We start from the raw sequence: 13,839 nt of genomic DNA, 5'->3' as shown, positions 1-13,839 counted from the left end.
CGGCGGGCGGCTCCGGGCGGCACCCTTGGCCTAGTGCGGCGCGGCGGTTGAGGAGCGGGCGACCAGGGTCGGGGCAAGGACGCGGTCGACGGCGGGGGAGTCCGGATAGAGGATGCGCTCGATGGCGGCCTGGCCCGCGGCGCGCCCGAGTTCGTAGGCGTGCAGGTCGACGCTGCTCAGTTCGATCCCGTGCAGCCCCGCCACCCGGGAATTGTCGTAGCCCACCAGGGAAAGATCGCGCGGAACGGACAGCCCGAGCGAGGCGGCGGCCTCCCGCACCCCGAGGGCCAGTTCGTCACTGTGCGCGAAGATTGCGCTTGGCCGCTGCCTTGGCGGGGAGGAGAGCACCTGCAGCGCGACGGCGGCGGCATCGGCACGGCCGAAACCCGCGGCTTCCAGGACCAGTGGCCGCAGCCCGTGTTCCAGCATGGTGTCCCGGTAGCCGATGCGCCGGTCCAGGTGGCCCTCGAAAGCCGGCCCGCACAGGTGTGCTATTTTCCGGTGGCCCAGTTCCAGCAGATGCTCAGTTGCCAGGCGGCCGCCGCTGATGTCGTCGGAGTGGATGCTGTCCACCCCGGGTACTGAACGCGTGACGTTGACCAAGGGAACCATGCGGTTCAGCTCCCGCACCCGCTCGTCCGGATCGAGCAGCGAGGCGGCGATGATGACCCCCACCTGGCTTTCGAAGAGCGGATCGAGGGCACGTGGATCCGGGTAGTAGGGTGTCGGGTTGACGCTGATGACCAGGCGGGAGCCGTTGGCCCTCAGTACGTTTTGCACCCCGTTGAAGACATCTGCGTAGACGTCATTGTTGAGGTCCGCGAGATGCAGCCCCACCGCGGTCGGACGTTTCCGCGCGAGGTCGGCCGCCTGGATGTTGCGGCGGTAACCAAGCATGTCCGCGGTCTTGAGGATCTGCTGCCGCATGTCCTCGCTGACGCCCGGTGCGCCGCGCATGGCGAAAGACACCAGAGTGCGCGACACCCCCAGATGGCGGGCCACGTCGCTCTGTGTCACCGCCCGCTTGGCTGTGTCCGTATCCGGCGTGCGCATGGGAACAATGATGGCATGGCCAAAGAAACCTTTGGACTTTTTGAGAGTATGACCTGACAAACTATCTTTCGCGCGTTAGGCTAAGTGTGATCCACCTCGCATGACCTGACGACAAAGGAGTCTCATGAGCTCACATTCCACGGCCGGCAAACTGGCGGGCGGTGCCGCACTTCCGCCCCTGACGGGAGGCCCGCACCGGAAGCGCTTGGGCCTGGTAGCCCTCGTTGCCACTTTCGGCGGCCTTCTCTTCGGATACGACACAGGAGTCATCAACGGGGCGCTGCGCCCCATGACCGCGGAGCTCGGCCTCACGGCCTTCACGGAGGGCATTGTCACCAGCTCCCTGGTGTTCGCAGCCGCCCTTGGTGCGATTTCCTGTGGGCGCATTTCCGACGGCTGGGGCCGCCGGAAGACGATCATCCTGCTTGCCGCGCTCTTCTTCGTGGGAACGCTCTTGGTGGTGTTCACGCCGAACTTCGCGGTCCTCGTTGCCGGACGCATCCTCCTTGGCATCGCGGTGGGCGGTGCATCGGCTGTTGTTCCGGTCTTCCTGGCCGAGCTTGCGCCCTATGAGATCCGCGGGTCCCTTTCCGGGCGCAATGAGCTCGCGATCGTGGTCGGACAGCTCGCAGCATTCGTGGTCAACGCAGCCATCGGAGGCCTCTTCGGCCACCTCGAGGGCGTCTGGCGCATCATGTTCGCAGTCTGTGCGCTGCCCGCCGTCGCGCTCTTCTTCGGCATGCTCCGGATGCCGGAGTCGCCGCGTTGGCTCGTCGAAAAGGGCCGGCATGCGGAGGCCCTCGCGGTCTTGAAGACGGTGCGCTCCGGGGACCGCGCGGTCGCCGAGCTCGCCGACGTCGAGAAGGTGGCGCAGGAAGAAGAGGAGGCGGGTGAGGTCGGCTGGCGGGCCATCCTGAGCAACCGCAACCTGCTGCGCATCCTCCTCGTCGGGATCGGCCTGGGCGTTGCCCAGCAGCTCACCGGTATCAACTCGATCATGTACTACGGCCAGACCGTGCTGGTGGAGTCCGGCTTCAGTGAAAGCGGTGCGCTCATCGCCAACATCGCTCCCGGTGTCATCGCCGTGGTCGGCGGCGTCATCGCCCTGACCATGATGGACCGCATCGACCGCCGCAAGACTTTCATCATGGGCCTCTCGCTCACAACGGTCTGCCACCTGCTGATCGGCGTCGCTTCCATGGCCCTCCCTGTGGGCAATCCGGTCCGGCCGTTCGTGATCCTGTTCCTCGTGGTGGCCTTCGTCGGTTCGATGCAGACCTTCCTGAACGTCGCCGTCTGGGTGTACCTTGCCGAGGTTTTCCCGCTGCACATGCGCGGCATCGGCACGGGTATCTCGATCTTCATGCTGTGGATCGTCAACGGCTTCCTGTCGCTCTACTTCCCGTCCCTCGTGGCCGGGGTCGGCATTACGGGAACTTTCTTCCTCTTCGCCGTGGTAGGCGCCCTGGCGCTGCTCTTCGTCACCACCCAGGTGCCCGAGACCCGCGGGCACACCCTGGAAGCCCTGGAAGAGGACGTTTCCACCGGCGCCATCTTCGTGGTGGCGAAGGCCAAGTAGCCTGCACCGCCCTTTGTCCTGGCGCCGCGGGGGCCGGGTATTGACCCGGCCCTCCGCGCGAGGATATTGTAAGAATGTCAGGACAAAGTTTTAGCAAGAAGGTTGCCATGCCCCTCGTTCGTATCGATGTCACCGCCGGGCGTAGCCCCGAAGAGCTCCAGGCCATCAGCAGGGCCGTCCACGAAGCGATTGTCGACGAGTACCGGATCCCCGGGCGCGACTACTTCCACATCCTCACCGAGCACCCTGAGGGTCAGCTCGTGGCGCAGGACGCGGGCCTCGGCTTCGAGCGCAGCGGCGGCGTGGTCATGCTCCAGATCTTCACCCAACGCGGCCGCAGCGTCGAGGCCAAGCAGAGCCTTTACGCCAGGATCCACCAAGCGCTCGGCGGCGTCGGCGTCGCCGGCGAGGACATCTTCCTGGGTTACGTGGAAAACGGCCCCGAGGACTGGACGTTCGGCTTCGGTCGCGCCCAGTACCTGACGGGTGAGCTGAAGGTGCCATCGGCGTCGTAATTTCACAGTAAATGTGCTGACAAACCTTTGACAGGACATTAAAATCGTAGGAAAGTTTAGCTGTGGCCGGCATCACAACGGCTGCGGTCCGCGCCGGGAAACCGGAATGACAAGGAAGGCGGAAGAAGTGGGCTTCGAGCTACTCACGATGGGACGCATCAGCGTCGACATCTACCCGAACGACGTCGGTGTGACCCTCGATAAGGTGGGCAGCTTCGGCAAGTACCTGGGCGGTTCGCCCTCGAACGTTGCGGTTGCGGCGGCCAGGCATGGCCGTTCGACGGCGGTCATCACCCGCACGGGGCAGGATCCTTTCGGGGAGTACCTGCACCGCGAACTGGCAAAGTTCGGCGTGGACGACCGTTTCGTCAGCGGCGTCGAGGGCCTGCAGACCCCTGCGACGTTCTGCGCCATCCTGCCCGAGGAACAGAAGTTCCCGCTGTACTTCTACGGCCGTTTCCCCACCGCCCCGGACCTGCAGATCGAAGCAGGCGAGCTGGACCTGGACGCAATCCGGGATGCCAGGATCTTCTGGTCCACGGTGACCGGACTGTGTCAGGAACCCAGCCGCGCCGCCCACATCGCCGCGCACGAGGCCCGTCCGCACAGCGGCCTTGCAGGCGCCCAGCACACCGTCCTGGACCTCGACTACCGGCCGATGTTCTGGAACAGCGTCGAAGAGGCCCGCGAGCAGGTGGCCAAGGTGCTGCCGCACGTCACCGTGGCGATCGGCAACGACGAAGAGTGCGCCGTCGCCGTCGGGCCCGGAACTCCGGACGAGCAGGCGGACCGGCTGCTGGACGCCGGCGTGCAGATCGCCGTCGTCAAGCTCGGCCCCGAAGGCGTGATGGCCAAGACCCGCACCGAACGTGTGGTATCGGCCCCGGTTCCGGTGCAGACCCTCAACGGCCTGGGTGCGGGGGATTCCTTCGGCGGGGCCTTCGTGCACGGGCTGCTGGCCGGCTGGTCCCTGGCCGAGGTCCTGGACTACGCGAACGCCGCCGGCGCAATCGTGGCGTCCCGGCTCTCCTGCGCCGACGCGATGCCCACACCCGAAGAAGTCGTCTCGCTGCTGAGCGAACGGGGCCGACTGGTGGCCGATTCCCTGAAGGAAGTGGCCAAATGAGCCTCGAAACCATCGACATTGAGAACCCGCGCCGCTACGAGTTCCTCACCAAGATCCGCCTCGAGGATCCGGGAGCCGTAGCCCGTGCGGCCGCCGCACGCATCAAGCACCCCGGTGCAGTGCTCGGCAAGCAGAACTTCATCGTGGCAGCCGACCACGCCGCACGCGGGGCGCTCGCCGCCCAGGGGCAGCCGACGGCGATGGCGAACCGCCGCGAATTGCTGGACCGCCTGCAGCTCGCCCTCGCCAACCCGGCAGTTGACGGCGTACTCGCCAGCCCGGACATCATGGACGACCTGCTCCTGCTGGGTGCCCTGGACGGCAAGCTGGTGTTCGGCTCGATGAACCGCGGCGGCCTGGCCGGCCTGGTGAACGAGTTCGACGACCGCTTCACCGGCCACACGGCCGAGGCCCTCGCGGCCCTCGGGGCCGACGGCGGCAAGATGCTCACCCGCATCGCGCTCGGTGACCCCGTGACGGCGCAGTTCCTGGAAGCGACCGCGAAGGCCATCGACTCCCTGACCAGCCGCGGCCTGATCGCGATGGTGGAGCCGTTCCTGTCCGCCTGGGTGGACGGGAAGGTCCGCAACGACCTGTCCGCAGATGCGGTGATCAAGTCCATCGGCATCGCCTCCGGCCTGGGCGCCACCAGTGCCTACACGTGGATGAAGCTGCCCGTCGTGGATGAAATGGAGCGCGTCATGGCGGCCACCACCATGCCCACGGTCCTGCTGGGCGGGGACCCGACCGGCTCCCCGGATGAGGTGTTCGCCGAGTGGGGCAAGGCCTTGGCCCTGCCCGGCGTGCAGGGCCTCACCGTGGGACGCACGCTGCTCTACCCGGCCGACGGCGACGTGGCAGGTGCCGTCGCGGCTGCGGCGTCGCTGCTGCACACTGAAGAAGTCAGGCCTGAAGAAATCACCCCCTCCGTCAGCAAGGAGACTGTGCGATGACGCGCACCATGACCGTGGCCCAGGCCATTGTTGAGTTCCTGGGCAAGCAGTACACCGTGGACCGTGTGGGCGGGGTGGAATTCCGGGAGCGGCTGATTCCGGGCATGTTCGGCATTTTCGGGCACGGGAACGTGGCCGGCGTGGGGCAGGCCCTGAAGCAGTGGCAGGCCAAGGACCCGTCCGTCATGCCGTATTACCAGGGCCGCAATGAGCAGGCCCAGGCGCACCAGGCGGTGGGCTACGCCCGGCACACCCGCCGTCGCCAGACGTTCGCGGTGACCACCTCGGTGGGCCCGGGTTCCACGAACCTGATCACCGGTGCCGCCCTGGCCACGGCCAACCGGCTGCCGGTGCTGCTGTTCCCCTCGGACACCTTCGCGACCCGCACCGTGGACCCGGTGCTGCAGCAGATCGAACAGCCGCACGGCTATGACATCACGGTCAATGACGCGTTCCGTCCGGTCTCGAAGTACTACGACAAGGTCCAGCGCCCCGAGCAGCTGTTCTCGGCCCTGCTGAACGGCCTCCGCGTGCTGACGGACCCTGCCGAGACCGGTGCGGTGACGATCGCCCTGCCGCAGGACGTACAGGCCGAGGTCATCGAGGTCCCGGAAGAATTCCTGGCCGAGCGGGAATGGCGCATCCGCCGCCCCGCCCCGGAACCCGAGGACATCACCGAGGCCGTCCGCCGCATCCGCGCCGCCAAGCGCCCGCTCATCGTCGCCGGCGGCGGCGTGCTGTATGCCTTCGGCCAGGACCAGCTCCGCGGGTTCGCCGAGGCCACCGGCATCCCGGTCGGCTGGACCCAGGCCGGCGTCGGCGTCCTGCCCTGGAACCACCCGCAGGCGCTCGGTGCGATTGGATCCACAGGCACGACGGCGGCCAACGCCTTGGCCCGCGAAGCGGACCTGGTGATCGGCATCGGCACCCGCTACGAGGACTTCACCACCGCCTCCCGCACCGCGTTCCAGAACGAGGGCGTGTCCTTCGTGAACATCAACGTCGCCGCGATCGACGCGTACAAGCACGGCACCTCGTTGCCGATCGTGGCCGATGCCCGCAAGGCCCTGGAAGCCCTCACCGTGGAGCTGTCCGGCTACAGCATCGGCGCGTCCGTGGCGGCGGAGGTCGTGGAGGAAAAGGCCCGCTGGGACGCAACCGTGGACGCCGCCTTCGCGCAGCGCTTCGCGCCCCTCGTGTCCCAGAACGCGATCATCGGCGCCACCAACCGCACCATGGCCCCGCAGGACGTGCTGATCTGCGCCGCAGGCTCCCTCCCGGGCGACCTGCACAAGATGTGGCGGGTCACCGACCCGTTCGGATACCACGTTGAGTACGCGTTCTCCTGCATGGGCTACGAGATCGCCGGCGGCCTGGGCGTCAAGCGCGCCGCCCTGGACGAAGCCAAAGCCGGCGGGGTGAATCGTGACGTGGTGGTCATGGTCGGGGACGGCTCCTACCTGATGATGCACACCGAACTGGTCACCGCCGTCGCCGAGGGCATCAAGCTGATCGTGGTGCTGATCCAGAACCACGGCTACGCCTCGATCGGTTCGCTCTCCGAATCCCTGGGCTCCCAGCGCTTCGGCACCCAGTACCGCGTGCTGGACAAGGCCACGCACAGCTTCGACGCCGGGGACAAACTCCCGATCGACCTGGCCACCAACGCCGAATCCCTGGGCGCCACCGTCTACCGGATCGAACCGGGCGAGAACGTCATCGAGGACCTCGAAGCCGCGATCGCCAAGGCCAAGGCCGCCCCCGAAGGCAGCGGCCCGATCGTGATCCACCTCGAATCCGATCCCCTGATCGACGCCCCGTCCTCCGAATCCTGGTGGGACGTGCCCGTGTCCGCCGTCGCCGAACTCGACAGCACCAAGAAGGCCTACCAGGTCTACGAAGACTGGAAAGCCGTCCAGAAGCCCCTGCTGGGCTGAAACCGTCCGCTGAAGGACCGTCCGTTGAAGGACCGTCCGTTGAAGGACCGGCCCCGCACATCCTTGAAAACTTCCACGCAGGAGAAACACATGACCATCACCACCATTCCCCATTTCTTCAACGGCGCCGAGCACCCCGGCACCGGCACCAACACCGAGGGTGTCTTCAACCCCGCCACCGGTGCCCAGACGGGCGAGGTCCGCCTGGCCAGCCCGGAGGATCTGAACGAGGCCGTCGCGATCGCGAAGGAAGCCGCGAAGTCCTGGGGCGATGTCTCCCTGGCCAAGCGCACCACCATCCTGTTCAAGTTCCGTGAGCTTGTCGCCGCGCACGTGGACGAACTCGCCGCCCTGATCACGGCCGAGCACGGCAAGGTCCTCTCCGACGCCAAGGGCGAGATCGGCCGCGGCCTCGAGGTGATCGAGTTCGCCTGCGGCATCCCGCAGCTGCTCAAGGGCGAGTACTCCGACCAGGCCTCCACCGGCATCGACGTGTTCTCCTACCGCCAGCCCGTGGGCGTCGTCGCGGGCATCACCCCGTTCAACTTCCCCGTCATGGTGCCGCTCTGGATGGCTCCGATGGCGATCGCCACCGGCAACACCTTCATCCTCAAGCCCTCGGGCCGGGTGCCCTCGGCGGCGATGCTGCTGGCGAAGCTGTTCAAGCAGGCCGGCCTGCCCGACGGCGTGTTCCAGGTGCTGCACGGCAACCGCGAAGTGGTCCAGGGCCTGCTCACCCACCCGGACATCGACGCGATCTCCTTCGTCGGCTCCACCCCGGTGGCCAAGCTCGTGCACGACACCGGTACGGCCCACGGCAAGCGCGTCCAGGCCCTGGGCGGTGCCAAGAACCACGCAATCATCCTGCCCGACGCCGACCTGGACAACGCCGCCGACCACCTGGCCGCCGCCGCCTTCGGCTCCGCCGGGCAGCGCTGCATGGCGATCTCCGTCGCCATCGCCGTCGGCGACGCCGCCGATGCGCTGGTGGCCAAGGTCAAGGACCGCGCCGAAGCCGTCCGCGTTGCCGACGGCACCCACCCGGAGGCCGAGATGGGCCCGGTCATCACCAAGGCCGCCCAGCAGAAGATGCGCTCGATCGTCACTGCCGCCGCCGAGTCCGGCGCAGACCTGGTGGTGGACGGCCGCGAATTCACTGTGGCCGGCCAGGAGGACGGCTACTGGTTCGGACCCACGGTGATCGACAAGGTCGACTTCGACATGGACGCCTACCAGGAGGAAATCTTCGGCCCCGTCCTGTCCGTGGTGCGCACCGAAACCGTCGAGGAAGCGATCGAGCTGATCAACTCCAACCCCTACGGCAACGGCACGGCGATCTTCACCTCCTCCGGAGCGAACGCCCGCAAGTTCCACCGCGGCGTGCACGTGGGCATGATCGGCATCAACGTGCCAGTCCCGGTGCCCGTGGCCTACCACTCCTTCGGCGGCTGGAAGGATTCCCTGTTCGGCGACAAGCACATCTACGGCCCCGAAGGCGTGTCCTTCTACACCCGTGCCAAGGTCATCACCGAACGCTGGCCCGAACCCAAGCAGCGCACCGGTGCCAGCTACAACTTCCCCACCAACTGAATCCCCACCGAGAAAGACACCGCTGTCATGACAGACGTCGAGAACAAGCTCATCATCGGTACCGCGCCCGACTCCTGGGGTGTGTGGTTCGCCGATGATCCCAGGCAGACTCCCTGGGAACGGTTCCTGGATGAGGTGGCCGAATCCGGCTACAAGTGGATTGAACTGGGTCCCTACGGCTACCTGCCCAACGACCCCGCGCGGCTGGCCGAGGAACTCAAGCAGCGCGACCTCAAGGTCACCGCCGGAACGGTCTTCACCGCCTTCCACCGCGGCGCGAAGCAGTACGACGAAGCATGGGAACCGGCGCGCAAGGTAGCCGAACTGACGGCAGCCATGGGCGGCGAGCACATCGTGGTCATCCCGGCCATGTGGCGTGACGACGTCACCGGAGAAGCCGTGGAAAGCGGTCAGCTTACCGACGAGCAGTGGGCGGACCTCTTCGCAGGACACAACCGCATGGGCAAGATCCTCCTGGAGGACTTCGGCCTGCACCAGCAGTTCCACTCCCACGCGGACTCCCACGTCGGCGCGCAGCAGGACATCGAAACCCTGCTGGCCGCCACAGACCCGCAGTACCTGAACCTTTGCCTGGACACCGGGCACGCCGAATACTGCGGAGCCTCCAGCCTCGAGCTGATCAAGAACTACCCGGACCGCATCGGCTACCTGCACCTGAAGCAGATCAACCCCGAGGTCCTGGCCGAGGTCAATGAGAAGGACATGACCTGGGCAGCCGCCAACCTTGCCGGCGTCATGACCGAACCGCCGAACGGCCTGCCGGACCTGCGCGCCGTGATCGAGGCCGTGGAAGGCCTCAACCGCCCGATCTTCGGGATCGTGGAGCAGGACATGTATCCGGTGGCCTTCGATGTGCCGATGCCCATCGCCAAGCGCACCAGGAACTACCTGCTCTCCTGCGGTTCCCGCACCACTGTCGGCTGACAACGCGGGCCCCCACAAGCAACCACTGAGCTGAAAGGCAAAAGTCACCATGAGTGAAAACCTGCGCGTCGCCGTCATTGGCGCCGGCATGATGGGCGCGGACCACATCAAGCGCCTGCACACGCGTATCCACGGCGCCGAGGTGGCCGCCGTCGTCGACATCGACCTGGACCGTGCCAACGCCGCCATCGCCGGGATTCCCGGCGCCAAGGCCTTCGCGACGGCCGCGGAGGCCTACGCCTCCGGCGACGTCAACGCCGTCGTGATCGCCACCCCCGGCTTCCTGCACGAGCAGGCCCTGCTCGAGGCGCTGCCGCTGGACATCCCGATCCTCTGCGAGAAGCCGCTCACCCCGGACGCCGAATCGGCCTGGAAGATCGTCCAAGCCGAAGTGGAGGCCGGCCGCAAGCGCATCCAGGTGGGCTTCATGCGCCGCTACGACGCCGAATACGCCGAACTGGGCGGCCTGATCCGCGGCGGCGAGCTGGGCGAACTGCTCATGCTGCACTGCCGCCACCGCAATGCCTCAACGCCTGCCGGATTCACCAACGAGATGCTCATCAACGACTCCGTGGTCCACGAGTTCGACGTGATCCGCTTCCTGACCGGCGAGGAAATCACCTCGGTCCAGGTCCGCCTGGGCAAGGCGTCCAGCAAGGCTCCCACCGGCCAGCACGACCCCCAGCACGTGCTGATCGAAACCGAGTCCGGTGTCCTGGCCGACGTCGAGATCTTCGTCAACGCCAAGTTCGGCTACGAGGTGGCCACCGAAGCCGCCTTCGAAGAGGCGATCGTGAACATCGGGCGCGACGGCGGCCCGTACGTGCGCCGCAGCGGCGCCTGGGGCGGCCAGGTCACCCCGAGCTTCATCGAGCGTTTCGGTGCCGCGTACGACGCCGAAGTCCAGGCCTGGGTGGACGCTGCCGCCCGCGGTGGGCTGGGCGGTCCCTCCGCCTGGGACGGCTACGCCACCGCCGCCTGCTGCGAGGCCGGCGTCGAGGCGCAGAAGAGCGGCGAGAAGGTCGCCGTCGTGCTGAACGAGAGGCCGGAGCTCTACCGGGCCGAGGGGGAGAAGCAGTGAAGATCGCCCTCGACCCCACCCCGTTCCACCACAGCCACTCCCTCCTGGAGTTCCCGGCGCTCGCCGCGGACCTGGGGTACCGCTACCTCCAGATGACCCCGCACGCGGACATGATCCCGTTCTTCCGCCACCCCAAGGCAGACGACGCGCTCGTTGCGCAGTTCCGGAAGAACTGCGAGGCTGCCGGCGTCGAAGTGGCGTCGGTGCTGCCCGTGCTCCGCTGGTCCGGCCCGGACGAGACCCTGCGCCAGGCCGCTGTGCGCTACTGGAAGCGCGCCATCCAGATCTCCGTGGACCTCGGCTGCACCCAGATGAACACCGAGTTCTCCGGCCGCCCCGAGCTGCCCGAGGAGTCCGAGGCCGCCTTCTACAAGTCCATGGAGGAGCTGCTGCCGGTCTTCGAACGTGAAGGCGTCCACGTGGCGATCGACCCGCACCCGGACGACTTCGTGGAGGAGGGCCTGGCTGCCTGGCGCGTGATCCGGGGCCTGAACTCCCCGAACGTGGGCATGGTCTACGTGGCCTCGCACACCTTCCACATGAAGGACGAGCCGCTGGACATCATGCGCGCCGCGGGGGACCGCCTGCGCGTTGTCCACGTCTCGGACACCCTGAACCACCACGCCTCGCACGGCCTCCGGTACATCACCAACCCGCCCGGCAACGCGGTGCGCGTACACCAGCACCTGAAGATCGGCGACGGCGAGGTCAACTGGGACGAGTTCTTCGGCGGCCTGGCCGAGGTGGGCTTCCTGGACTCGCCGGACACAGTCATGTGCTCCTCCGTCTTCGCCGAAGACGAAAACGCACACGACGTTGCCCGGTACCAGCTGGAAACGATCGAAAAGTACGTGGCGAAGTTCGGCAAGGGCTGAGCCAGGGAGTGCCGGGCGCCGTGACCCGGCGCCTTTCACCGGACTGAACGTGGGTAGCCCGCTCAAAATTGAGCGGGCTACCCACGTTTCGTCCGGCTTTTCCACATAGGCGCCATTACGTGGTGCCCGCAGCGCTCCGGCCCGTTTCAGTGGGGGTATGGAATTCCCCGAAGCCACCTTCCGCAGCTCACCGACCGGCAGCCGTGCGGGCGCGACAGCCTGGGAGCTGCACCACGGCTACAAGCGCGGGAAGCTTGTCCGGATCCGGCAAGGGGTCTACGTTCCGGCGGAGCAATGGCTGTCCGTCAATGGTTGGGAGCGTTATGCGCTGACGACGGCGTCACTTGCCGTCCGCGGCGAATCTCCCGTTTTTTGCCGGGAGACAGGTCTGCTCCTGTGGGGATTGAAGCTCGCCGGACTTCCGCAGACGGTGGAATACCTGACCCGTCATCAAGACCAGGTAGGCCGCACGGCTGCACCGGGCCTCTATGGCGACCGGGATTCCGCGGAGGAACTCAGAAAGCGCGTAGCCCCGGACCTTTCAATGCTTCCCACAGGGTTCCGTGACGCCAAACGCCTAGGCACGCACACAGGAAATTGGGCAGTCGTGTCGGAGAAGCTCGGGCTGCGCTTGCGGGTCCAGGACTTCGACGGATTACTCACCGACACCATTCACCGCTTGCCTTTCCATAACGCGGTGGCGGTGCTTGACCAGGTGCTTTCGCAGCAGTCCGCGGCACCATACATCCGAAGCCAGGAACACCTTTCAGGCCTTTGCGTCCTGCTCACGAAAGCCGCTCAAAGGGAACGCATGACCGCGGCCGTGGCCTTCGCGGACCATCGCTCCGAATCCGTGGGCGAGTCCTTCAGCCGGGCAGTGATCGCACAGCTTGGTTTCGAGGTTCCGGACCTGCAGTTCCGTGTCGTAGGGCCGTACGGAGAGGTGGCCCGGACGGATTTCCATTGGCCGGAGCGGAAGCTGGTCGGCGAGTTCGATGGCCGCATCAAGTACACCCGGGCGCGGGAGCTCAGCGGGAAATCCATTGAGGAGGTAGTAGCCGAGGAGAAAGCCCGTGAGGACCGCATCCGTGCGCTGGGCTACGGCGTGATCCGGTGGGAATGGGATGAGCTGACCCGGCCCGAGCGGCTCGCCGCCAAACTCCTGCGTGCCGGGGTCCCCCGCGCTCCGGCGAATTCTTACCGGCCCAAGCGTGGGTTGCCCGCCCAAATTTAGGCAGGCAACCCACGTTTGGGCTGGTAGAAGCGAATGGAAAGGACCTTACGCCGTGAACGGCAGGCGGGGGTCGACGTCGACCCCTTCCCAGGTGGTGCGCACCCAGCCGTGGTGCTCGTCGTCGCTGATGAGCCATTCGCGCACGCGTCCGGGGCCGGCCATGACGTTGAGGTAGTACATGTCGTAACCGGGGGCGGCCATGGCCGGGCCGTGCCAGCCGTAGGGGACCAGGACGACGTCGCCGGTGCGGACCTCGCCGCAGATGTCGATGGGGCGCTCGTCCGAAGCGGAGACCCGCACGTAGCCGAGCGGATCGGTTCCGGCTAGTCTGTCCGCCGGGACGGGGGAACCTTCAGCGAGCCGGGTCTCGAAGTAGTAGATCTCCTCGAGCGCGGTCTCGCCGTCTTTTTCCTCGTCGTGCTTGTGCGGCGGATAAGAGGACCAGTTGCCGGCCGGGGTGATGACTTCGCAGACGATGAAGCGGTCCGCTTCCAGGGCGGCGGGGGTGCCGAAGTTGTGGACCTGTCGGGAGCAGTTGCCGGCGCCGCGCAGTTCAAGCGGGGTTTCTTCGGCGCGGACCAGGCGGGTGGGGTATTCGGCCTTTGCCGGTGCCAGCGCGACGGCGACACGGCCCCCGGCAGCGCTGCTCACCGTGGCGGCCTTGCCGATGCCGGTGTACAGCACGTCAGTGGTGCCATGGAAGACGCTCGTGCGGCCGCGCAGTTCATGGTCCTGGCCGTCGACGGTCACCGTGAAGGATCCCTCCAGGGGCACGACAATCCGCTCTTCGGCGGCGGCATCGAGCCGCACCGCAGCCCCGGGGGCGAGTGTGGCCACCTTGAGGCCGGTGTGGGCCCAGCCGTCCACCTGCGTGCTGCTGTCGTGCGCGCCGAGCGAGACCTGCCAGTCGCCGTCGGCTGCTTTTCCGTAGGGGTAGACCCATTCGGCCAT

12 protein-coding genes are annotated in these 13,839 nt (G+C 66.9%); 10 read left to right on the top strand and 2 right to left on the bottom strand.

Translation table 11 applies throughout. The annotated features are described in order from the left end of the window. Window positions 1-30: 30 nt before the first annotated feature. Window positions 31-1,053, bottom strand: coding sequence for a LacI family DNA-binding transcriptional regulator (locus ACNQPB_RS15485; protein WP_498753178.1), 1,023 nt, complete (start codon window positions 1,051-1,053; stop codon window positions 31-33). 124 nt (window positions 1,054-1,177) lie between these two features. On the opposite strand from ACNQPB_RS15485, the gene ACNQPB_RS15480 reads away from it, so the two are divergent. The 10 genes from ACNQPB_RS15480 (at window position 1,178) to ACNQPB_RS15435 (ending at window position 12,888) form a co-directional block, all read left to right on the top strand. Next, window positions 1,178-2,632, top strand: coding sequence for a sugar porter family MFS transporter (locus ACNQPB_RS15480; RefSeq protein WP_498753176.1), 1,455 nt, complete (start codon window positions 1,178-1,180; stop codon window positions 2,630-2,632). A 107-nt stretch (window positions 2,633-2,739) separates the two neighbouring features. Next, window positions 2,740-3,147 carry a tautomerase family protein gene (locus ACNQPB_RS15475; RefSeq protein ID WP_498753174.1) on the top strand — a complete coding sequence of 136 codons (408 nt, stop codon included), beginning with the start codon at window positions 2,740-2,742 and terminating at the stop codon, window positions 3,145-3,147. Between the two features lie 127 nt (window positions 3,148-3,274). Further along, entirely contained in the window at window positions 3,275-4,273 is a 999-nt protein-coding gene (iolC, locus tag ACNQPB_RS15470) for a 5-dehydro-2-deoxygluconokinase (protein ID WP_498753345.1), read from the top strand. Further along, window positions 4,270-5,226: a Cgl0159 family (beta/alpha)8-fold protein gene (locus tag ACNQPB_RS15465; protein WP_498753173.1), complete on the top strand. Its 957-nt coding sequence runs from the start codon at window positions 4,270-4,272 to the stop codon at window positions 5,224-5,226. The genes iolC and ACNQPB_RS15465 overlap by 4 nt, the downstream gene beginning before the upstream one ends. Window positions 5,227-5,234: 8 nt before the next feature. Continuing rightward, complete coding sequence (iolD, locus tag ACNQPB_RS15460) at window positions 5,235-7,163, top strand: 3D-(3,5/4)-trihydroxycyclohexane-1,2-dione acylhydrolase (decyclizing) (RefSeq protein ID WP_498753343.1); 1,929 nt, start codon at window positions 5,235-5,237, stop codon at window positions 7,161-7,163. A gap of 90 nt (window positions 7,164-7,253) precedes the next feature. Next, a complete protein-coding gene (locus tag ACNQPB_RS15455) occupies window positions 7,254-8,753 on the top strand; it encodes a CoA-acylating methylmalonate-semialdehyde dehydrogenase (RefSeq protein ID WP_498753171.1) in 1,500 nt (499 codons plus the stop codon). Between the two features lie 27 nt (window positions 8,754-8,780). After that, window positions 8,781-9,698 (top strand): sugar phosphate isomerase/epimerase family protein, encoded by a 918-nt coding sequence (locus ACNQPB_RS15450; RefSeq protein ID WP_498753169.1) that lies wholly within the window; start codon window positions 8,781-8,783, stop codon window positions 9,696-9,698. A 49-nt stretch (window positions 9,699-9,747) separates the two neighbouring features. Next, the gene (locus tag ACNQPB_RS15445) at window positions 9,748-10,779 is read left to right on the top strand and encodes a Gfo/Idh/MocA family protein (protein ID WP_498753167.1); all 1,032 of its coding nucleotides are present in this window, start codon (window positions 9,748-9,750) and stop codon (window positions 10,777-10,779) included. Further along, the gene (locus tag ACNQPB_RS15440) at window positions 10,776-11,654 is read left to right on the top strand and encodes a sugar phosphate isomerase/epimerase family protein (RefSeq protein ID WP_498753166.1); all 879 of its coding nucleotides are present in this window, start codon (window positions 10,776-10,778) and stop codon (window positions 11,652-11,654) included. The genes ACNQPB_RS15445 and ACNQPB_RS15440 overlap by 4 nt, the downstream gene beginning before the upstream one ends. A 157-nt stretch (window positions 11,655-11,811) precedes the next feature. Next, window positions 11,812-12,888: a putative endonuclease domain-containing protein gene (locus ACNQPB_RS15435; protein WP_498753164.1), complete on the top strand. Its 1,077-nt coding sequence runs from the start codon at window positions 11,812-11,814 to the stop codon at window positions 12,886-12,888. Between the two features lie 45 nt (window positions 12,889-12,933). Here ACNQPB_RS15435 and iolB read toward each other — a convergent pair whose 3' ends face one another. After that, window positions 12,934-13,839, bottom strand: coding sequence for a 5-deoxy-glucuronate isomerase (gene iolB / locus ACNQPB_RS15430; RefSeq protein WP_498753162.1), 906 nt, complete (start codon window positions 13,837-13,839; stop codon window positions 12,934-12,936).

It is taken from the genome of Curtobacterium sp. LFS079 (genome assembly GCF_047977865.1).
In the GTDB taxonomy this organism is placed as follows: Bacteria; Actinomycetota; Actinomycetes; order Actinomycetales; family Micrococcaceae; genus Arthrobacter.
This window is presented reverse-complemented; position numbering and strand designations above follow the sequence as displayed.